This window comes from Comamonas sp. FG99 (assembly GCF_057808605.1).
Window position 1 is genome coordinate 78045 of record NZ_JBMDII010000014.1, and the last position, 21065, is coordinate 99109.

Below are 21065 nucleotides of genomic sequence, written 5' to 3' on the forward strand. Positions count from 1 at the left end.
GAAGGCGGTGGGAGCGAGACGTTCTATGATTTCACTTTGGACTCATAGCGCTTCAATCATCCGATGGATTTTCTCGACAAGCTGATTCACGACTTTCGCAGCACCAATACGCTGCTGGAGCTGGCCATTTTGGCGGCCAGCCTGCTGCTGGCCTATGGGGTGGCCCGCGCCGTGCAGCCGCGCCACGATGCGGCCAAGCCCTCGGTCTGGCTGGGACGCAGCGTGCTGGAAGGGGCGCTGTTTCCACTGCTGGCGCTGTGGTTCACCGTGATCGCCCGCGCGGTTGCCGAGCACTACACCAGCGTCTTCGTGCTGCGCCTGGCGGTGCAGATCCTGCTGTCGCTGGCCGTGATCCGCCTGGTGGCGCGGGTGCTGGCCAAGACCTTTCCGCGCTCCACGGCGGCGCGGCTGATCGAGCGCATCTTCTCGTGGCTGGCCTGGGCCGTGGCGGTGCTGGGCAGCCTGGGCGTGCTGCCCGAGGTGATGGCCGAGATGAACGCCATCCAGTTCGCCTTCGGCAAGACCAATATGAGCCTGCTGGGCGTGGTCGAGGGCCTGCTGGCGGTAGGCCTGGTGATCATTGCCGTGCTATGGCTGTCGGCCACCTTCGAGGAGCGGGTCATCGACGAGACCATCGCCGATCTGTCGATGCGCAAGATGGCGATGAACCTCACGCGCATCGTGCTGCTCACGGTGGGCCTGTTGTTCGCGCTGTCGGCGGTGGGGGTGGACCTGACCGCGCTGTCGGTGCTGGGCGGCGCGCTGGGCGTGGGCCTGGGCTTTGGCATGCAGAAGATCGCGTCCAACTATGTCAGCGGCTTTCTGGTGCTGCTGGAGCGCGCGCTGCGCATCGGCGACAACGTGCGGGTCGATGGCTTCGAGGGGCGCATCACCGACATCCGCACGCGCTACACCATCATCCGTGCGGGCAACGGCCGCGAGTCCATCGTGCCCAACGAATCGCTGATCACCCAGCGGGTGGAGAACCTGTCGGCCGCCGATCTCAAGTTCGGCCTCAGCACCAATATCGTGGTCGGCGCGGACAGCGACGTGGCCACGGTGCAGCGCGTGTTGATCGAGGCCGCGCTGTCGCAGCCGCGGGTGCTGCGCACGCCGGAGCCGGCTGCCTACCTGGTCGATTTCGCGCCCGACGGGCTGCAGTTCAGCCTGAACTTCTCCATCAGTGACCCTGCCAATGGTCAGGTTAACGTACGTTCGGCAGTCAACATAGCGGTATTGGAAGGGCTGCGCCGGCAGGGAATAGACATCCCGTTTCCGCAGCGAGTAGTGCATTTCCAGGGGGCGGAACTGTCCAAAAATATCTAACAGGCGTTTCAAGAATTTTGAGCGGGCGGTTAACGAATTTGGAAAGAACTCCGCTTCCGGTTGTGCGATGATGCGGGCCAGCAATATGGTGGTGGGTGGTTTTTTCACGCTTGCCTGCGGGCAGCTGAAGCCACCCATGGTTTCGTTTTCGGACAAAAACTGAGGAGTCACTTCATGAAAGTATTGGTACCGGTGAAGCGGGTGGTGGACTACAACGTCAAGGTGCGTGTGAAGTCCGACGGTAGCGGCGTGGACATCGCCAACGTCAAGATGAGCATGAACCCCTTCGACGAGATCGCCGTGGAAGAGGCCGTGCGCCTGAAGGAAAAGGGCGTGGTCACCGAAGTGATCGCCGTCTCCTGCGGCGTGGCCCAGTGCCAGGAAACGCTGCGCACCGCCATGGCCATCGGCGCCGACCGCGGCATCCTGGTCGAGACCAATGAAGAGCTGCAGCCGCTGGCCGTGGCCAAGCTGCTGAAGGCGCTGATCGACAAGGAACAGCCCGGCCTGGTGATCCTGGGCAAGCAGGCCATCGACGACGATGCCAACCAGACCGGCCAGATGCTGGCCGCGCTGGCCGACCTGCCGCAAGCCACCTTCGCCTCCAAGGTCGAAGTCGCCGGCGACAAAGTGAACGTGACCCGTGAAGTGGACGGCGGCCTGGAAACCCTGAGCCTGAGCGTGCCCGCGGTCATCACCACCGACCTGCGCCTGAACGAGCCGCGCTACGTGACGCTGCCCAACATCATGAAGGCCAAGAAGAAGCAGCTCGACACCTTCAAGCCCGAAGACCTGGGCGTGGATGTTGCTCCCCGCCTCAAGACCCTGAAGGTCTCCGAGCCGCCCAAGCGCGGCGCCGGCGTCAAGGTGCCCGACGTGGCCACCCTGATCGACAAGCTCAAGAACGAAGCCAAGGTCATCTAAGGCCGCAGTACAGGAGAAAAGAACATGACCGCACTCGTTATTGCAGAACACGACAACGCCAGCATCAAGAGCGCCACGCTGAACACCGTGACGGCCGCCAAGGCCTGCGGCGGTGACGTGCACGTGCTCGTCGCCGGCGAAAACGCCGCCGCCGCTGCCGCCGCCGCTGCCCAGATCGCCGGCGTCGCCAAGGTCATCCACGCCGACGGCGCGAGCCTGAAGAACGGTCTGGCCGAGAACCTCGCCGCGCAAGTATTGGCCATCGCCGGCAACTACAGCCACATCCTGTTCCCGGCCACCGCTGGCGGCAAGAACGTGGCACCGCGCGTGGCTGCCAAGCTCGACGTCGCCCAGATCAGCGACATCACCAAGGTCGACAGCGCCGACACCTTCGAGCGCCCCATCTACGCCGGCAACGCCATCGCCACCGTGCAGTCGGCCGATGCCACCAAGGTCATCACCGTGCGTGGCACGGGCTTTGACGCCGCAGCCGCCACCGGCGGCAGCGCTGCCGTGGAGACCGTTGCTGCCGTGGCCGATTCGGGCAAGAGCAGCTTCGTCGGCTCCGAGATCGTCAAGAGCGACCGTCCCGAGCTGACCGCCGCCAAGATCATCGTCTCGGGCGGCCGGGCGCTGGGCAGCGAAGAGAAGTTCAAGGAAGTCATCACCCCGCTGGCCGACAAGCTGGGCGCCGCCATCGGTGCCAGCCGCGCCGCGGTGGACGCGGGCTACGCCCCCAACGACCTGCAGGTCGGCCAGACCGGCAAGATCGTGGCGCCGCAGCTGTACATCGCCTGCGGCATCTCGGGCGCCATCCAGCACCTGGCCGGCATGAAGGACTCCAAGGTCATCGTGGCGATCAACAAGGACCCGGAGGCGCCGATCTTCTCGGTGGCCGACTACGGCCTGGAGGCCGACCTGTTCGCCGCTGTGCCGGAGATGGTGAGCAAGCTGTAAGATACGCCGCGAGGCGAATCACACGACAAGGGGCATCCGCTGGATGCCTCTTTTTTTTGCCAGAACTCCGGATGGCTTGAACTTTTGGGAGACGAACGATGAGCTACAAGGCCCCCGTGCGGGACATGCTGTTTGCGATGGAACACCTGGCGCGGATCGACCAGGTAGCCCAGATACCGGGCTTCGAGGAAGCGGGGCTCGATACCGCGCAGGCCGTGCTCGAGGAGTGCGCCAAGTTCAACGAGGAAGTCCTCGCGCCGCTGAACGTCGCTGGCGACACCCAGCCCTCGTCGTGGAAGGATGGCGCCGTCACCACCACCCCCGGCTTCAAGCAGGCCTACCGCCAGTACATCGAAGCCGGCTGGCAGGGCCTGCAGCATTCCAGCGACTTTGGCGGCCAGGGCCTGCCCAAGACCATCGGCGCGGCCTGCGTGGAAATGCTCAACAGCGCCAACCTCAGCTTCGCGCTGTGCCCGCTGCTGACCGATGGCGCGATCGAGGCGCTGCTCACCGCCGGCAGCGACGAGCTCAAGTCCCGCTACCTGGAAAAGCTGGTCACCGGCGAGTGGACCGGCACCATGAACCTCACCGAGCCCCAGGCCGGCTCCGACCTGGCGCTGGTACGTACCCGGGCCGAGCCCCAGCCCGACGGCAGCTACAAGCTCTTCGGCACCAAGATCTTCATCACCTACGGCGAGCACGACATGGCGGACAACATCGTCCACCTGGTGCTGGCCCGCGTGGCCGGCGCGCCCGAAGGCGTCAAGGGCATCAGCCTGTTCGTCTGCCCCAAGTTGCTGGTCAACGCCGACGGCTCGCCGGGCGCGCGCAACGATGTGCACTGCGTCAGCATCGAGCACAAGCTCGGCATCAAGGCCAGCCCCACGGCCGTGCTGCAGTACGGCGACAACGGGGGGGCCATTGCTTACCTGGTGGGCGAGGAAAACCGTGGCCTGGAGTACATGTTCATCATGATGAACGCCGCGCGCTATGCCGTCGGCGTGCAGGGCATTGCGGTGGCCGAGCGCGCCTACCAGCACGCCGCGGCCTATGCCAAGGAGCGGGTGCAGTCGCGCCCGGTGGATGGCAGCGTGGCCGGCAGCGCCACCATCATCCACCACCCGGACGTGCGCCGCATGCTCATGACCATGCGCGCGCTCACCGAGGGCTGCCGGGCCATGGCCATCACGGCGGCGGCCGCGTTCGACGCGGCCCACCACCACCCCGATGCCGACACCCGTAGCCAGAACCAGGCCTTCTACGAATTCCTGGTGCCGCTGATCAAGGGCTACAGCACCGAGATGAGCCAGGAGGTGGCCAGCCTGGGCGTGCAGGTGCATGGCGGCATGGGTTTCATCGAGGAGACCGGCGCGGCCCAGTACTACCGCGATGCCAAGATCCTCACCATCTACGAAGGCACCACGGCCATCCAGGCCAACGACCTGGTGGGCCGCAAGACCGTGCGCGACGGCGGCCAGCTGGCCCGGGGCATTGCCGCGCAGATCGAGCAGACCGAGGCCGAGCTGCGCGCATCCGAAGGCAACGTCGCCTATGCGGACCAGTTGAAGGCCGCGCGCCAAGCCTATCTGGCCGTGGTGGACTTCATGGCCGCGCAGGGCAAGGGCGAGCCGAACGCCGCCTATGCGGGCAGCGTGCCGTACCTGATGCTGGCCGGCAACCTGGTGGCGGGTTGGCAGATGGGGCGTGCGCTGCTGGCGGCCGAGCGGCTGTTGCAGGCGGGACAGGATGCGGGCTTCATGCGCGCGAAGATCGCGACGGCTCGTTTCTACGGCGACCATATCCTGGTGCGCACCCAGGCGCTGCGCGATGCGGTGCTGCACGGTGGGGACTCGGTGATGGCGCTGGCGATCGACGATTTCTGATTGCCCTACCCAACAGGAGCTGCCGGTGCCTTGGTGCAAGGCGCCGCAGCCGTTTTTGAAGGATACCTATGTCTCGACTCCCCGCGGTGCTGCAGCGCGTGCCTTTCCCGGTGATCTGCTCGCCGATGTTCATCGTCAGCACACCGGCGCTGGTGATCGCGCAGTGCAAGGCCGGCATGGTCGGCTCGATGCCGGCGCTCAATGCCCGCCCGGCCGAGCAGCTGGACGACTGGCTCGCCGAGATCACCGAAGCGCTGGATGCGCACAACCGCGCGCATCCCGAGCGCCCGGCCGCGCCGTTCGCGATCAACCAGATCGTGCACAAGAGCAATGACCGCCTGGAGCACGACATGCAGGTCTGCGCCAAGTACAAGGTGCCGGTCATCATCACCTCGCTGGGCGCGCGCGAGGACGTGAACCATGCGGTGCACGACTGGGGCGGCGTGGTGCTGCACGACATCATCAACAACAAGTTCGCGCGCAAGGCCATCGAGAAGGGCGCCGACGGCCTGATCGCGGTGGCTGCCGGCGCCGGCGGCCATGCGGGCGTGAAGAGCCCGTTCGCGTTGGTGCAGGAGATCCGCGAATGGTTCGATGGCCCGCTGGCGCTGTCGGGCAGCATAGCCAACGGCCGCGCGGTGCTGGCGGCGCAGGCCATGGGCGCGGATTTCGCGTACATCGGCTCGGCCTTCATCGCCACCGAGGAGGCGCGCGCGGCGGATGCCTACAAGCAGATGATCGTGGCGTCCAGCTCCGACGACATCATCTACAGCAACCTGTTCACCGGCGTGCACGGCAACTACCTGATTCCGTCGATCCGCGCCGCCGGCATGGACCCGGAGAGCCTGCCCGAGTCCGACCCGAGCAAGATGAGCTTCGGCAGCGGCCGCAAGGCCTGGAAGGACATCTGGGGCAGCGGCCAGGGCATTGGCGCGGTGAAGTCGGTGCTGCCCGCGGCCCAGTTCGCCGAGCGCCTGAAGAAGGAATACGCCCAGGCCCGGGCGCAGCTGCTGGGGTGATGATGGTCCGCCGCCAAGCCCTGGGCGCATTGCTGGTCCTGGCCTGCCTGCCCGCGGCCGGCCCGGTGCAGGCCGCATCGCGGCAGGCGGAGCGCAGCATCTCGATCTCGCGCCAGCAGCTGCAGGAGGCGGTCAGCAGCCGCTTTCCACTGGCGCGCTCATGGCAGGGGCTGGTGGTGCTGCAGCTGGAGCGCGCGCAGGTGCAGCTGCAGCCCCAGGCCAACCGGCTGCAGACCGTGGTGGACCTGACGCTGACCGAAAAGCTCTGGGGCACACGCTACCTGGGGCGCATGCAACTGGATTTCGGGCTGCGCTTCGACGGGCCCGGAGCGGCCATACGCATGCACCCGGTAACGGTGCAGCAGCTGCAGCTCGACGGCGTGCCGGCCGAATACCAGCCGCTGTTCCAGGCCCAGGCGCCACGGCTGGCCGCGCAGGTGCTCGACAACCTGGTGCTGTACCAGCTGTCCGAATCGCAAAAGATGCTGCTCGACGGCCTGGGCTATGGCGTGCAGCGCTTCGAGGTGCTGGCCGACCGGCTGCGCGTGATTCTCGCCCCCAGGAGCTGAGAGCCGGCCCCGGCCTGTCAACCGGCGCGGGGCCGGCTGCGTTACAAAAGGATTGTTTGTTCCGCTGGAAGGCGCAATGCCCTCCGGCGCAAGACCGCAGTGACCGTTTCCGCACCCCATCCCAACCGCAGTTTCTGGATCGATGCGCTCAAGGGCCTGGCCTGCCTGGCCATCGTCTGGCACCACCTGGCCTTCTATGGTCCGATGTCGGACGTGGCCGCGCAGCTGACGCCGAGGCTGATCGCCTGGCTGTCCGAATATGGCCGCATCGCGGTACAGGTGTTTCTGGTGATGGGCGGCTACCTCGCCGCCGCCAGCCTCGCGCCGCAGGGTCTGGCGCGTGCAGGCGGGAGCCTGGAGCGCATAGGCAAGCGCGCGCTGCGCCTGATGGCGCCGTATTCGGTGGCGCTGCTGCTGGCGGTGCTGGCGGCGGCGCTGGTGCGGCCCTGGTTCGAGCACGATTCGGTACCCGGCCAGCCCTCGTGGCACCAGCTGATCGCCAATGTGCTGATGCTGCAGGACCTGACCCACGAAGAGGCGCTGTCCGCCGGTGTCTGGTACGTGGCCATCGACTTCCAGCTGTTCGCCGCGGTGGTGCTGCTGCTGGCGGCCGTGCGCCGCTGGGCGCCGGCAGCGCAGTCCTGGGCCGGCCTGCACGGCCTGACGCTGGCGCAGGGCCTGGTGATCCTGGCCACCGCGCTGTCGCTGCTGTATTTCAACCGGCACGGCGAATGGGACATGTGGTTCTTCTACTTCATGGGCTCCTACGGCCTGGGCATGCTGGCGTACTGGGGCCAGCGCAGCGCCCGGCCCTGGGCCTGGAGCGCGCTGCTGCTGGCGCTGGGCCTGGCTGCGCTGGAGCTGGAGTTCCGCCTGCGCATCGCGGTGGCACTGGCCGCCGCGCTGGGCCTGCTATGGGCGATGCGCGCGGAAGGCGCCGGGGCCGGGCAGGCCGGCGGCATGCGCTGGCGCCAGTGGAGGCCGGTGCGCGGCCTGCTGGCGCTGGGGCAGATGTCCTACTCGGTCTTTCTGGTGCACTTCTCGGTGATCCTGCTGGCCAACGCGGCCATGTCGCACTGGCTGCCGACCCAGCCCGGGTGGAACTGGCTGGGCATGCTGGCCACCTGCGCGGCCTCGATTGCGGTCGGCAGCCTGCTGTACCGGGTGGTGGAGCGCCATGCGCCGAACTGGCGCTACCTGGTGCGCCTGGGCCTGGGCTTTGTGAGCACCGGCCTGGTGGTCAGCCTGGTGAGCAGCCGGCTTTAAGGTGTAGCTTTGAAAGGCCTGGTCAGGCCTTTTTGACGTAAGCCGACTTGAGCTGCATGCTGCCTATGCCGTCGATGCGGCAGTCGATGTCATGGTCGCCGCCCACCAGGCGGATGTTGCGCACCTTGGTGCCCACCTTCACCACCTGCGACGAGCCCTTGATCTTCAGGTCCTTGATGACGGTGACCGAGTCGCCGTCCTGCAGCACGTTGCCCACCGCATCCTTGACGACCGGCTCGCTCTCCTCGGCCTGCGGCGCCGCATCCGCGGACCACTCATGCGCGCATTCGGGGCAGACCAGCAGCACGCCATCGGCATAGACGAATTCGGAATTGCACTGGGGGCAAGGGGGCAGGGAGGCGGACATAAGGCTTGAAAGCTGGGGAAGGGGCCCGGCACGGTGCCGGGGAAATACGGGCGTGCTCAGCGATGCCAGTCGCCGGCACGCTCAGGCTGGTAGCTGATGCCGGTGACCTTCACGGTCATCGCCTGGCCTCCCACGGTGGGCCAGGCCAGCTCGTCGCCGACCGACAGCCCGAGCAGGGCGCTGCCCACGGGCGCGAATACCGAGACCTTGTCGGTGCTGCCGTCCACATCCTTGGGGTAGACCAGGGTGAGCTGGAAGGCCTTGCCGGTCTCGGCGATGTCGAAGCTCACCGTGGAATTCATGGTCACCACGTTGTCGGGAATCTCCCGCGGCTCCACGATGTCCGCCCGCTCGATCTCCGCCTCCAGCGCCGCCCGGCCGGGGAAGGCCTGCGTCGACGGATGGCTGAGCAAGGCCTCCAGGCGATCGACATCGAGCGACGAAAGAATGAGATGGGGTTTGGTCGACATGGTGGTGAACGATTCCAGAGGGCGAAAAATCGTTAACTCTACCCGATCCGAATATCGCACGGCCCCAGTGCGATAAGCCCACAGCCCCGGTATGGCCTGGCACTGGACCCTCTTGAATACTGTATATAAAAACAGTATCATGGCGCATGCCTGTTCCACCCAAGCCATCCGAGCCTTCTCGCGCACCGCCCGTGGCCATCAAGGGCCGTGGCGCGGTGAGCCGGCCGCAGCACCGCTTTGCCAGCGATACCCGCGAGCGGGCGGACGACGGCTGGGCGCCGCTGCGGCGCATTGGTGGCCCGGCTGCAAGCGCTGCTGAACACGGCGCGCCCGCAGACGATGGCGACGCCGCATGGTGGGCCGGGCCGCAGGCCTGGGAGACCGAGGTACGCACCGAGCAGGTGCGCAGCGCGGTGCAGAAAAATGATTCGCCGGACATCTACTTCGACTACTCGGTCAACCCGTACCGGGGCTGCGAGCATGGCTGCATCTATTGCTATGCGCGGCCCTACCACAGCTACCTGAACCTCTCGCCCGGCCTGGACTTCGAGACCCGCCTGGTCGCCAAGGCCAATATCGCCGAGGTGCTGGCGGCGGAGATCGCCAGGCGCTCGTACCGGCCCGCATCGCTCAACATCGGCTCGGCCACCGACTGCTACCAGCCGATCGAGCGCGACTGGCGGCTCACGCGGCGCATCATCGAGGTGCTGCACGAGGCTGCGCACCCCTTCTCGCTGATCACCAAGAGCAGCGCGGTGGAGCGCGACATCGACCTGATCGCCCAGGCCGCGCGCGAGCGGCGCGCGGCGGTCTACATCACCATCACCAGCCTGGATGCGCGGCTGGTGCGGCTGCTGGAGCCGCGCGCCGCCGCCCCGCACCGGCGGCTGCGCACCATCCGCACGCTGGTGCAGGCCGGCATTCCGGTGGGCGTGAGCGTGGCGCCGCAGATCCCGTTCATCACCGAAGACATGGAGCAGGTGCTGGAGGCCGCGCGCGACGCCGGCGCCACCAGCGCGTTCTACACCATGCTGCGCCTGCCCTGGGAGCTCAACGCCTTGTTCCAGCAGTGGCTGCAGGCGCATTTCCCGGACCGGGCGGTGCGCGTGATGCAGCGCGTGCGCGACGCGCATGGCGTGAGCGATGCCGACCGGCTGCGCGGCAAGAGCTACGACAGCGGCTTTGCCCACCGCATGAAGGGCCAGGGCCTGTGGGCCGACCTGGTGCGCCAGCGCTTCGAGAAGGCCTGCCGGCGGCTGGGCCTGAACCGCGAGCGCACGCTGCTGGACTGGAGCGGCTTCGACGCCTGGCGGCAAGGCCTGGGCGCGGACAGCCGCCAACAATCGCTGTTCTGAGCGGGTAGCCAGCGGGGTTGACGAATTTTTGCCTTGGAGGGCGCAGGGGTGTCACCGAATGGGGCTACCATGCGCCGATGCCTCCGGAGGTCCGGAGCTTCACTCGAAAGGAAACACCATGTCTGCCAATCCGTCGCTCGTGGATGAACTCATGTCCCAGCTTCAGGGCGCGCCGTTGCAACAGATTGCGCAAGGCCTGGGCACCAATACCGCGCAGGCCGAGTCCGCCGTGTCGGCGGCGCTGCCCATGATGCTGGGCGCCCTGGGCAACAACACCCAGAGCGGCCAGGGGGCGGATGCCCTGTTCGGCGCGCTGCAGCGCGACCATTCCGGCGGCGGCTTCGACCTGGGCGGCCTGCTCGGGGCGGTGCTGGGCGGCGGTGGCGCCGCAGCCAGTGCTGCGCCGCAGGCTGCGCAGACCGATTCGGACGGCATCCTGGGCCATATCTTCGGCGGCCAGCACGACCAGGCCGCGGGCCAGCTGGGCCAGGCCACCGGGCTGGGCGACAACGCCGGCCGGCTGCTGCAGATGCTGGCGCCGATCGTGATGTCGTTCCTGGCGCAGCGCGTCATGTCCGGCGGCATGAACTCGTCCGACCTGGGCAGCGCGCTGGGCCAAGAGCAAAACCGCGTGCAGCAGCAAGGCGGCGTGGTGGGCGATATCCTCGGCTCGCTGCTGGGCCAGGGCAGTGGCGGCGCGCAGGGCGGCGGCGGGCTGGCCGATCTGATCAAGATCGGCGGCAGCCTGCTGGGCGGCCGGCGCTAGCCGCGCGCCTTCCGATCCCCAATGCCCACGCCCGGGCATTGGGGATTTTTTACACTGGCGGCATGAGTTTGCTGATTTTGGGAATCGAGTCTTCCTGCGACGAGACAGGCGTGGCCCTGGTGCAGGCAGAGCAGGGCGTCGCCGTGCCGCGGCTGCTGGGGCATGCGCTGTTCAGCCAGATCGACATGCACCGTGCCTATGGCGGCGTGGTGCCCGAGCTGGCCAGCCGCGACCATATCCGGCGCGTGCTGCCGCTGACCCGGCAGGTGCTGGAGTCCTGCGGCCGCGCGCTGCCCGAGGTGGACGTGGTGGCCTTCACCCGCGGCCCGGGCCTGGCGGGCGCGCTGCTGGTGGGCGCGGGTACGGCCTGCGCGCTGGCCGCGGCGCTGGACCGGCCGGTGCTGGGCGTGCACCACCTGGAGGGGCACCTGCTGTCGCCTTTCCTCAGCAGCGATCCGCCGGAATTTCCCTTCGTTGCGCTGCTGGTGTCGGGCGGGCATACACAGCTGATGCGGGTGGACGGCGTGGGGCGCTACGAGATCCTGGGCGAGACCATCGATGACGCTGCGGGCGAGGCCTTCGACAAATCCGCCAAGGTGCTGGGCCTGCCGTATCCGGGCGGGCCGGAGCTGTCGCGGCTGGCGCAACAGGGGCGCGCCGATGCCTTCAAGCTGCCGCGGCCGCTGCTGCACAGCGGCGATCTGGATTTCTCCTTCGCCGGGCTGAAGACCGCGGTGCTCACCCAGGCCAAGAAGCTGGGCGCCGCGCTCGATGCCAGCAAGGCCGATCTGGCCGCAGCCACGCAGGCGGCGATTGTCGAGGTGCTGGTGAAGAAGACGCTGGCGGCGCTGGCGCAGACCGGCATGCGCCGCGTGGTGGTGGCGGGCGGCGTGGGCGCGAACCGGCTGCTGCGCGCGCAGCTCGATGCGGCCTGCGCCGCGCGCCAGATCCGCGTGCACTATCCGGAGCTGCAACTGTGCACCGACAATGGTGCGATGATCGCCATGGCCGCCGCGATGCGCCTGCAGGCCGGCCAGCAGCAGGCGAGCAAGACCTATGCCTTCGACGTGAAGCCGCGCTGGCCGCTGGATGCGATCAGCCCGGCAGTGGCTTGATTTCAGAAACAATAGCTGCTAGCGCTTGTCTGTCAACGATTTCAATATGAAAAGTATTTGAAATCATTGACGGATAAGCGCTAAAAGCTATCTTTTTACCACTGGAACAGCGGCGGCTGCTTGGCGATGAAGCGCTTGATCGCCTCCTGGTGGAATTCGCTTTCGCGGCACAGGGTCTGGGCGATGGCTTCCTGCTGGTAGACCGAGTCGCGGGCGGTCTCGAAGGCGCGGTTCATCACCACCTTGGTCATGCCGATGGCCTCGGTCGGCGCGCTGGCGAAGCGCTCGGCGAAGGCCAGGGCGCGCTCCAGCACGCTCGACTCGCTCACTTCGTAGACCATGCCCAGCGACAGGGCTTCCTGCGCGTCGACGACGCGGGCGGTGAAGGCCAGTTCCTTGGCCTTTTGCAGGCCGATCAGGCGCGGCAGGAGGTACATGGCGCCGAGGTCGGGGATGAAGCCGATCTTGCTGAACACCACGCAGAACTTGGCGCTGGGCGCTGCGAAAACAAAGTCGGCGCTGAGCGCGAGCGACAGGCCGGCGCCGAAGACGCTGCCTTCGACGGCGCTGATCACGGGTTTTTCCATGTCCAGCAGCTCATCGAACCATTTGTGCAGCGCCAGCATGCGGTTGCGGCTGTCGAACACGTCCTGCTTGCCGGAGACGGTCTGGGCCATCGACTTGATGTCGCCGCCGGCGCAGAAGTGCCCGCCGGCGCCGGCCAGCACGATGGCCTTGACGCTGCGGTCGTCGCGCAGCTGCGGCACCAGGCGCGCGAACTCCTCGCGCATGGACTGGTCCAGCGCGTTGCGCGCTTCGGGGCGGTTCAGGGTCAGCAAGGCGGTGGCGCCGTGCATGGTGAGTGTCAGGGATGTCATGGTCGTCGGTCCGGAAAATGTGGGGGCGCGTGGCCGTATGCCCGTGCGCCCAGGCATGCATGCTAAGAATAGCCGCGCGGCAGGCCTGTCCCCCACACGTCAGACTTCGGCAATGCTGAACCGGTGCTTACGCACAGGCGAGGGAGCCATACGCAATCGGTGTCAGCTGATAGCGCGGCAAACGCGGTGTTTGCGCGTATGCTCCGGCGCAAACCCCTTGCAGGACCCTAAGGAGCACATCGTGAATGCATTCTTGAAGTACGAGCAGCGCGGCCATGTGGTGACGCTGACCATGTCGCAGCCCGAGCAGCGCAATCCCCTGACCGGCAACACCGCGGTCGAGGAATTCCTGGCGGCGGCAGACCGCATCAGCGCCGACCGCAGCGTGCGCGCGGTGATCCTGACGGGCGAGGGGCCGGCCTTCTCGGCCGGCGGCGATATCCGCAAGATGAAGGAGCAGTCTTTCGGCGAGGTGGACGGCATGCGCATCCGCGACGACTACCGCCAGGGCATTCAGCGATTGCCGCTGGCGCTGTTCAACCTGGAGGTGCCGCTGATCGCCGCGGTCAACGGCCCCGCCGTGGGCGCCGGGCTGGACCTGGCCTGCATGTGCGACCTGCGCATCGCCTCCGACAAGGCGCGCTTTGCCGAGAGCTTCATCAAGATGGGCATCATCCCCGGCGACGGCGGCGCCTGGCTGCTGCCGCGGGTGATCGGTTTGTCGCGCGCGGCCGAGCTGTCGCTCACCGGTCGCATGATCGACGCCGCCACCGCGCTGCAATGGAACCTGGTGTCGCAGGTGGTGCCGCACGAGGAGCTGCTGGCGGCCGCCAACCGGCTGGCCGACGAGATTGCCGCCAACCCGCCGCAGGTCACGCGCATGACCAAGAAGCTGATCCGCGAAGGCATGCACATGAGCCTGGCTTCGCTGTTGGAGCTGTCGGCCGCCTACCAGTCGCTGGCCCACCAGACTGCCGACCACCGCGAGGCGGTATCGGCCTTTCTGGAAAAGCGCACGCCGCAGTTCGGCGGCTGAGCCTCCTTCAGCTCACGCGCTCCAGCCGCTCCAGCCGCTCCAACTCTGCGCAGACATCGGCCATGCGGCCGGCGATGGCCCAGCCGCTTGGCCGGCCGGCGCGGGGGCTGCCATGGCCCCAGAACATCTTGATCGAGGCATCGTTGGCCGCCGCGGCGCTGTGCTGCTGCACCGGGCTGGCCAGGTGCGACACCGCGGCCTCGATGCGGGCACCACGCAGCAGCTGGCTCCGTGGGCGCTGGCTGGCGGGGCGGGGGCGGCGGATCAACTCCAGCGGGCGTGCCGCTGCGCCAGGGTGAACGGGCGCGGGGGCATCCAGCAGGCTTAGCTGCTCGCCGGCGGGCTGCCGGTGCACAACCGCGCTGCGGTGCCAGGTGGCATGGGCGGGCGCCTGCCGTTCATCGTTGGCACAGGGCAAGGCACTGGATAGCGCGCCGGATGCGCTAAAGGCAGTGAAAGGGCGGGCGAGCGGCACCAGCGCGCGCAAGGCGTCGGCAATCAGCATGTGAATCTCCTAGTGTGGTCAAAACACAGGCAGGATTGCAAAAGCATGGCTGCCGCAGGGTTGGGGGTGCTTGCGCACCGCCACAACGCCCGCCACCTGCGGCGGCCTGGCGGGGCTACATCAGCATGGTGTTGCGGATCAGCCCCACCGCGATGCCCTCGATCTCGAAGGGTTCGCCGGGGTGGACGACGATGGGCAGGTAGTCGGGGTTTTCGGCCAGCAGCTCGATGCCTTCCTTGGTTCGGTGCAGGCGCTTGACGGTGACGTCATCTCCCAGCCGCGCCACGATGATCTGGCCGTTGCGGGCCTCATGCGTGGCTTTGACGGCGAGCAGGTCGCCGTCCATGATGCCGGCGTCGCGCATCGACATGCCGCGCACCTTGAGCAGGTAGTCGGGCTGCTGCGCGAACAGGCCGCCTTCGACGGAATAGGTGCGGTCCACATGCTCCTGCGCCAGGATGGGCGAGCCGGCCGATACGCGGCCAACCAGCGGCAGCAGCAGGCTGCCCAGGCGCTGCACGATCTCGTTGCCCATGTCGGCCAGCGCAGCCCGCGCGGGGGCCATGCCGTTGCGCGCCTGCTGTGCTTCCTGGATGGTGCGCAGTGCCTCGGCCTTGAGCCGGATGCCGCGCGAGGTGCCGCTGACCAGCTCGATCGCTCCCTTGCGCGCCAGCGCCTTGAGGTGCTCTTCCGCCGCGTTGGCGGATTTGTAGCCGAGCGCGGTGGCGATCTCGGCCCGGGTCGGCGGGGCGCCGGTGCGCGCGATGGCGTCCTGAACCAGCTCCAGGATTTGCTGTTGGCGCGCCGTGAGCTTGAGGTGGTCTCGCATAAGATCTCCGGTTCATTGGCAGATGGCCGATACAGACGGCCGATACAAGGCGGATCGGGCCGCGGTGTTTACTGTGAATTAATCCAGTACCTGTATTTTTAACCAGTTTTTTGTCGGAGGCAAGAGATGCCATCAAAAATTGTGCTGATCGGCACCGGCGGCACCATTGCCGGGCTGGCGCCGGATGCGGCGAATGCGGGGCATTACCAGGCCGCCCAGCTGTCGGTGCAGGCGCTGCTGCAGGGCCTGCCTGGCTGGGGCGGGGAGGGCGGCGCGGCGCCGGTCGAGGCGCTACAGCTCGCGCAGATCGACAGCAAGGACATGGATGATGCGGTGTGGCGCGCGCTGTTGCAGGCCTGCCACAGCGCGCTGCTGGATGCGCAGGTGCGCGCGGTGGTCATCACCCACGGCACCGACACCATCGAGGAGACCGCATGGTTTCTGCAGGAGTGCCTGGGCCGGCTGCCCAAGCCGGTGGTGCTGACCTGCGCGATGCGGCCGGCCAATGCCTTGATGCCCGACGGGCCGCAGAACCTGCGCGATGCGCTGGCGGTGGCCACAGCCGCGGCATGGCTGCCCGAGGTGGTGGTGGTGGCCGAGGGCGAGGTGCATGCGGCACGCTGGGTGCAGAAGATGCATCCGCACCGGCTGCGGGCCTTTGGCTCGGGCGAGCAGGGGCCGGCCGGCTGGGTGGAGAACGGCGGCGTGCGCTGGGCCGGCGGCAGGTGCGCGGATACACCGGTGGGCATGCCGCCGGGCTACCGGGGCGCCCAGGCGGCGCAGCGGCTGGCGCAGGCCGATGTGCCCTGGCCCTGGGTCGAGGTGGTGGGCAGCCATGCGGGCGCCCGCCCCGAGCTGCTCACCGCTTTGCTGCAGGCGGGGGTGCAGGGCCTGGTGCTGGCCTGCACCGGCAACGGCACGCTGCACCAGGCCTTGCTGGCTGGCGCCCAGCAGGCGCGCCGGCAAGGCGTGCCGGTGTGGCGCAGCTCGCGCTGTGCGCTGGGGCAGATCCTGGAGCCCGGGGTGGCGCTGCGGCCGCCGCTGCAGTGGGAGCCGGGCGCCGAGGCGCCCCCTGCAAGCAGCCTCAGCGCGGTGAAGGCGCGGGTGTCGCTGCAGCTGGGGCTGCTGGGCCTGTTCGGCAAAAATGGCTTGGCCAGCGGGTAGTGGGATGGATCGGTCAAGGGCCGAGGGCGGCAAAGTCGCCATCGGCCTGTCTTTTTGCCCGCAAAATGCGGGTTCATGGCCGACGATCATCTTTCCCAGTCCATATCGCCGCAGGCCGGTGATCAGAACCACAGCGCTCGCCCCCCGATTTCACCCGTGTCAACGCCCGAGCCCGCCGAAAGGCCCACTGGCCGCGAGCCCGGTGCCTTGCTGGAGGACCCTGCCGGCATGAGCGCCGAGGACGTGGCCGGCGCGGCCCAGACCGCAAGGCAGGCGCAGGAGCAAAAGGCGTCTGGCGCGGTATGGGCCCCGCTGTCGGCGCCCACCTTCCGCATGCTGTGGCTGATCTGGATGGCGGCCAATACCTGCATGTGGATGAACGATGTGGCGGCCGCCTGGCTGATGACCTCGCTCACCACCTCGCCGGTGCTCGTGGCCCTGGTGCAGTCGGCCTCCACGCTGCCGGTGTTCCTGCTCAGCCTGCCCAGCGGCGCGCTGGCCGACATCCTGGACCGGCGCCGCTATTTCATCGTCACCCAGTTCTGGGTTGCGGCCGTGGCGCTGGTGCTGTGCCTGGTGGTGCTGTCCGGCCGCATGACCGCGCCGCTGCTGCTGGCGCTCACTTTTGCCAACGGCATCGGGCTGGCCATGCGCTGGCCGGTGTTCTCGGCCCTGATTCCGGAGCTGGTGCCCAAGCACCACCTGCCTTCGGCGCTGGCGCTCAATGCGGTGGCGATGAATGCCTCGCGCATCGTCGGCCCGCTGGTGGCCGGCGCCATCATCGCCAGCCTGGGCAGTGCCTGGGTGTTCGTGCTCAATGCGGTGCTGTCCGTCGTCTCGGGCCTGGTGCTGATCCGCTGGAAGCGCAAGCACCAGGAAAGCCCGCTGGGCCGCGAACGCCTGCCCTCGGCCATGCGCGTGGGCCTGCAGTTCGTCAAGGAGTCGCCGCGCATGCATGCGGTGCTGGCCCGTACGGTGAGCTTTTTCCTGCAGTCCACCGCGGTGATGGCGCTGCTGCCGCTGACCGCGCAGCGCCTGCACGGCAGCAGCGATGGCGGCGGTGGCGCCAATACCTTCACGCTGCTGCTGGCCTCGATGGGCGCGGGCGCCATCATCGGCGCCACATTCTTGCCGCGGCTGCGCCAGGCCCTGCCCAAGGAGCGGCTGGTGCTGCTGGGCACCATCGTGCAGGGGCTGTCCACGCTGGTGGTGGCGTTTGCACCCCATGCCTACGTGGCGGTGCCGGCCATGATGCTGGCCGGCATGGCGCTGATCTCCACGGCCAACACCTTGAGCGTGGCGGTCCAGATGTCGCTGCCCAACTGGGTGCGGGCCCGCGGCATGTCGATCTATCTGATGTTCATCATGGGCAGCACCGCGGCGGGCGCCGCGCTCTGGGGGCAGGTGGCCAGTGTGCTCAGCGTGCGCGACAGCCTGGCGCTGGCGGCCGCGTCCGGCCTGCTGTCGATGCTGGTGGTGCAGCGCTGGGTGGTGGACCGGCAGATCGAGGAGGACATGAGTCCGTCCAAGGCCTTCAAGCGGCCGGTGGTCGACATACCGCCCGAGGCCGGGCGCGTGGTGGTGACCATCGAGTACCTGATCGATCCGGCGCAGGCGGCCGAATTCAGGGAGCTGATGCAGGAGAGCCGCCGCAGCCGCATGCGCCAGGGCGCGCTGACCTGGCATCTGCTGCACAGCCTGAGCCAGCCGGAACGCTATCTCGAACAGATCGTCGACGAATCCTGGACCGAGCACCTGCGCCGCTTCGACCGCGTGACGGCGGCCGATGTGGCGCTGCGCGACCGCAAGCTGGCCTTTCACAAGGGCAAGGAGCCGCCGCTGGTGCAGCGTTATTTCGCTGCAAGCTGACCGGCGCGGTCGAGCCGCCGGGCAAACCAGTCCGCCACGAAGGCGGTGCGCTCGGCCGCATGGTTGTAGAGCGTGTGCTCGCCGTCAGCCCACACGCGCAAGCTGGTGTCGGCATGGTCCGCGCCATCCAGAAAGGGCTGCAGGTCTTGCGGCTTCACCAGGGGATCGGCGCCGCCGTGCAGCACCAGCAGCGGGCAGGCGATGCGGTCGCGCCCGGGCCGAAAGCTCATGCGCCTGAAGTTGCCGGCGATGGCTGCCTCGTCACCGGTGCCCAGCATGGCGCCGGCCTGCTCAATGAAGGTTCGGAAGGGCAATAGCGTCGGGGCTGCCAGGCCGCCGTTGATGCAGCAGGCGCGGATGCGCGCATCGGCCGCCGCGGTGCGGGCCGCCCACAGCCCGCCCACGCTGTTGCCCCATATGCCTGGCGCGCCAAGCGTTGCGTCGCTCAGGATGACGCTGATGAACTGGCTGTAGGCGGCTTCCATGTCGACATCGACCAGGATGCCCTGGCGCATGCGTGTCTCGCCTTGGCCCGGCCCTTCGGCCAGCAGCGTTGCCAGGCCCCGCCGGGCCAGCGCGCGGGCGATGGGCAGGTAAGCTACGCCCCAGCCGCTCTGGCCGCCAAATACCAGTACCGTGCCGCGCGCCTGCGCGGCGCGGGGCCGTACCAGCCAGCCTATGAGCCGGCCTGGGCCAAATGGCACTTCGATGCGCGCCATGCGGCCATCCGACCATTCGCACAGCCTTTGCGTGGCCGCGACCAACTGGCCGTAGAGCGCGCGCTTGCGCGGGTTGTCCTGGTTGAAGGCCATCTGCGCGAACAGCAGGTCGGCCAGCGCGGCGGCCTGCGCCTCGGTCGCCGTCACGCGGCAGCCGGCGGACGCGGCCTCGGCGGCGCGGTCGAGCTGCGCCAGCGCCAGCGCCTCGGCTACCTGGTCCCAGGCCTCGCCGGCGCTGCTGCGCCGCAACAGCGCCTGGGCGTCGGCGAAGTCCATGCCGCAGTCCAGCAGCCGGCTCATCGGCATGGCGCGCTGCAAGGCCAGCGTGGCGGAAGAAATCGTGCCGCTCATGCCGTCTGCTCCATGGCTGGGGCATGCGGTGCCTGGCCGTCATGCGCGCCATCGATCCAATGCAGCTTCAGGCGCAGCTCGTCAACCAGGGCCGCCAGCTCGGCCATGCGCTGTACCGCGCCGAAGACGATGAAGTCCGGGCGGCCGATATAGGCCTGGATACCGTGCTCGGCCATGAAGCCGGATATCTCGCCATCGAGCTCGGTGACGGCGCCGGCGGTGCGTTCGAGCACCACGGTGCGGCAGCCGAGCCGTTCCAGAAAGGCCCGCTGGCCGGGGCCCAGCACCCGCATCGGGTCTTCGCGCGCCACCAGCAAAAAGCCACGGCCGATCACATCGTCCAGCCGGCCCTCGCTGGTGCCGCACCGCACCCGCGCCTGTGGCCCGGGCATGCCGGTGCAGGCCTTCAGGCTGCCGTCCGCCTCGCGGTGCAGCACGCCGTCTTCCAGCTTCGGGAAGGGCGGCATGGGCGGCATGCTGCGGGTGCGGAAGGCCTCGTCGCGCGCTGCCGCTTTCTGTGGATCTTCCTCATTGGTGACTTGGCCGAGGAACAGCGACATCTCCATGATTTTCTGGGCATGCGGGCGGCGCTCTGCCTCGTAGCTGTCCAGCAGCGCGGGCGATGCGCGGCCGCTGAGCACCAGGTCGAGCTTCCAGGCCAGATTGATGCCGTCGCGAATGCCGGAACAGGCGCCTTGGCCCATGTAGGGCATCATCGCGTGGGCCGCATCGCCGCCCAGCAGCACGTTGCCTTCGCGCCAGCGCTCGGCCATGCGGGTCTGGAAGGTGTAGACCACATGGCGCAGGAACTTGAAATCCTGGGGGCCGACACCGTACTTTTCCTGCAGCCAGTGCCAGCCCCGGGCCGGGTCTTCCCAGTCCTCGATGCTTTCGCCATCCAGCAGCCGCACCTCAAAGCGGGTGCGGCTGCGGCCGATGGGCATGTACATGTGGCCGCGTTCGGGGTCGCAGAAGATGGTCAGCAGCTTGAAGCGTTCGGCGGCTTGCGACAGGTTTTCCGAATCGAGGTTCAGCCAGCGGTGCTTGTGGCCATAGTCGTTGCGCCCTATGCCTAGCGCAGTGCGTACAAAGCTGTTGGCGCCATCGGCGCCCAGCAGGTAGCGCGCCGCCAGCCGGCGCGGCGGCTCGGCCGCCTGGGCGCTGTTCCTCGCGCTCTGGATGGGCTGGATTGTGAAGCTGACGCGGCCCGCGCCTTGCTCCAGCGCCACCGCCTCCCAGCCGCGAAACAGCTGGACGTTGGGCAGCGTGGCGACATGGGCGTGGATCGCGTCTTCGATGTCGGGCTGGTAGATGGAGTTGTGCGCGGTGTAGCCGCACTGCTTGCCCTTCCATTCCAGCTCCAGCAGCAGATCGCCCTCGGCATTCACATAGTGGTAGGTGTGCAGCGGCAGCGAATCGCGCATCGCCTGGTCGACATCGCCGCAGGCCTGGACGATGCGGGCGGTCTCGCCGTCGATGTGGGTCAGCCGCGGCAATCCGTACATGGTAGGCCAGCGTTCGACCACCACTACCTTGTAGCCGGCCTGGCCCAGCAGCGAGGCGGCCACCAGGCCGGTGGGGCCGTAGCCGATCACGGCGACGTCATGGCAGGCCTGCTGGCCTGGTGGCGGGATGTCTTGATGGTTTGGCATCGTCTTGTCTCCTTGTGGTGTGGCGGGTGCAGTGGGCTGCACGTG

20 protein-coding genes are annotated in these 21065 nt (G+C 68.0%); 13 read left to right on the forward strand and 7 right to left on the reverse strand.

The genetic code is table 11. The annotated features are described in order from the left end of the window. Positions 1–63 precede the first annotated feature (63 nt). From ACODRX_RS11575 to ACODRX_RS11605, 7 genes are all read left to right on the forward strand, one after another. Positions 64–1326: a mechanosensitive ion channel family protein gene (locus tag ACODRX_RS11575; RefSeq protein WP_488871649.1), complete on the forward strand. Its 1263-nt coding sequence runs from the start codon at positions 64–66 to the stop codon at positions 1324–1326. A gap of 174 nt (positions 1327–1500) precedes the next feature. After that, a complete protein-coding gene (locus tag ACODRX_RS11580; protein ID WP_488871650.1) occupies positions 1501–2250 on the forward strand; it encodes an electron transfer flavoprotein subunit beta/FixA family protein in 750 nt (249 codons plus the stop codon). Between the two features lie 24 nt (positions 2251–2274). Further along, positions 2275–3207 (forward strand): electron transfer flavoprotein subunit alpha/FixB family protein, encoded by a 933-nt coding sequence (locus ACODRX_RS11585; RefSeq protein ID WP_488871651.1) that lies wholly within the window; start codon positions 2275–2277, stop codon positions 3205–3207. 98 nt (positions 3208–3305) lie between these two features. Continuing rightward, positions 3306–5090 (forward strand): acyl-CoA dehydrogenase, encoded by a 1785-nt coding sequence (locus ACODRX_RS11590; protein ID WP_488871652.1) that lies wholly within the window; start codon positions 3306–3308, stop codon positions 5088–5090. Between the two features lie 68 nt (positions 5091–5158). Then, positions 5159–6109 (forward strand): NAD(P)H-dependent flavin oxidoreductase, encoded by a 951-nt coding sequence (locus ACODRX_RS11595; protein WP_488871653.1) that lies wholly within the window; start codon positions 5159–5161, stop codon positions 6107–6109. Beyond that, positions 6109–6678 (forward strand): hypothetical protein, encoded by a 570-nt coding sequence (locus ACODRX_RS11600; protein WP_488871654.1) that lies wholly within the window; start codon positions 6109–6111, stop codon positions 6676–6678. Before ACODRX_RS11595 ends, ACODRX_RS11600 begins: the two co-directional genes overlap by 1 nt. Before the next feature lie 99 nt (positions 6679–6777). Then, a complete protein-coding gene (locus tag ACODRX_RS11605; protein ID WP_488871655.1) occupies positions 6778–7944 on the forward strand; it encodes an acyltransferase family protein in 1167 nt (388 codons plus the stop codon). Positions 7945–7966: 22 nt separating this feature from the next. Here ACODRX_RS11605 and ACODRX_RS11610 read toward each other — a convergent pair whose 3' ends face one another. Then, positions 7967–8311, reverse strand: a complete 345-nt coding sequence (locus ACODRX_RS11610) for a zinc ribbon domain-containing protein YjdM (protein ID WP_488871656.1) — start codon at positions 8309–8311, stop codon at positions 7967–7969. A 56-nt stretch (positions 8312–8367) separates the two neighbouring features. Beyond that, positions 8368–8781, reverse strand: coding sequence for a nucleoside diphosphate kinase regulator (gene rnk, locus ACODRX_RS11615; RefSeq protein WP_488871657.1), 414 nt, complete (start codon positions 8779–8781; stop codon positions 8368–8370). A 146-nt stretch (positions 8782–8927) separates the two neighbouring features. Here rnk and ACODRX_RS11620 point away from each other — a divergent pair, with 146 nt between their 5' ends. The 3 genes from ACODRX_RS11620 (at position 8928) to tsaD (ending at position 12017) form a co-directional block, all read left to right on the forward strand. Then, positions 8928–10136, forward strand: a complete 1209-nt coding sequence (locus tag ACODRX_RS11620) for a PA0069 family radical SAM protein (RefSeq protein ID WP_488871658.1) — start codon at positions 8928–8930, stop codon at positions 10134–10136. 118 nt (positions 10137–10254) lie between these two features. After that, positions 10255–10902, forward strand: coding sequence for a DUF937 domain-containing protein (locus tag ACODRX_RS11625; protein ID WP_488871659.1), 648 nt, complete (start codon positions 10255–10257; stop codon positions 10900–10902). A gap of 62 nt (positions 10903–10964) precedes the next feature. Further along, positions 10965–12017 (forward strand): tRNA (adenosine(37)-N6)-threonylcarbamoyltransferase complex transferase subunit TsaD, encoded by a 1053-nt coding sequence (tsaD, locus tag ACODRX_RS11630; RefSeq protein ID WP_488871660.1) that lies wholly within the window; start codon positions 10965–10967, stop codon positions 12015–12017. Positions 12018–12112: 95 nt separating this feature from the next. On the opposite strand, the gene ACODRX_RS11635 is transcribed toward tsaD, so the two are convergent. Next, positions 12113–12895, reverse strand: coding sequence for an enoyl-CoA hydratase/isomerase family protein (locus ACODRX_RS11635; RefSeq protein ID WP_488871661.1), 783 nt, complete (start codon positions 12893–12895; stop codon positions 12113–12115). A 241-nt stretch (positions 12896–13136) separates the two neighbouring features. On the opposite strand from ACODRX_RS11635, the gene ACODRX_RS11640 reads away from it, so the two are divergent. Continuing rightward, positions 13137–13931, forward strand: a complete 795-nt coding sequence (locus ACODRX_RS11640; protein WP_488871662.1) for a crotonase/enoyl-CoA hydratase family protein — start codon at positions 13137–13139, stop codon at positions 13929–13931. Positions 13932–13938: 7 nt separating this feature from the next. Here ACODRX_RS11640 and ACODRX_RS11645 read toward each other — a convergent pair whose 3' ends face one another. Further along, positions 13939–14436 carry a hypothetical protein gene (locus tag ACODRX_RS11645; RefSeq protein ID WP_488871663.1) on the reverse strand — a complete coding sequence of 166 codons (498 nt, stop codon included), beginning with the start codon at positions 14434–14436 and terminating at the stop codon, positions 13939–13941. A gap of 115 nt (positions 14437–14551) precedes the next feature. Next, a complete protein-coding gene (gene lexA, locus ACODRX_RS11650; protein ID WP_488871664.1) occupies positions 14552–15265 on the reverse strand; it encodes a transcriptional repressor LexA in 714 nt (237 codons plus the stop codon). 126 nt (positions 15266–15391) lie between these two features. Between lexA and ACODRX_RS11655 the strand changes: the two genes are divergently transcribed. Further along, positions 15392–16429 carry an asparaginase gene (locus ACODRX_RS11655; RefSeq protein ID WP_488871665.1) on the forward strand — a complete coding sequence of 346 codons (1038 nt, stop codon included), beginning with the start codon at positions 15392–15394 and terminating at the stop codon, positions 16427–16429. A gap of 228 nt (positions 16430–16657) precedes the next feature. Then, positions 16658–18298, forward strand: coding sequence for an MFS transporter (locus ACODRX_RS11660; protein WP_488871699.1), 1641 nt, complete (start codon positions 16658–16660; stop codon positions 18296–18298). Here ACODRX_RS11660 and ACODRX_RS11665 read toward each other — a convergent pair. Together ACODRX_RS11665 and mhpA are read right to left on the reverse strand one after the other, a co-directional pair. After that, positions 18280–19368, reverse strand: a complete 1089-nt coding sequence (locus ACODRX_RS11665; RefSeq protein WP_488871666.1) for an alpha/beta hydrolase family protein — start codon at positions 19366–19368, stop codon at positions 18280–18282. The genes ACODRX_RS11660 and ACODRX_RS11665 overlap by 19 nt on opposite strands. Then, complete coding sequence (mhpA, locus tag ACODRX_RS11670) at positions 19365–21020, reverse strand: bifunctional 3-(3-hydroxy-phenyl)propionate/3-hydroxycinnamic acid hydroxylase MhpA (protein ID WP_488871667.1); 1656 nt, start codon at positions 21018–21020, stop codon at positions 19365–19367. The genes ACODRX_RS11665 and mhpA overlap by 4 nt, the downstream gene beginning before the upstream one ends. Positions 21021–21065 lie beyond the last annotated feature (45 nt).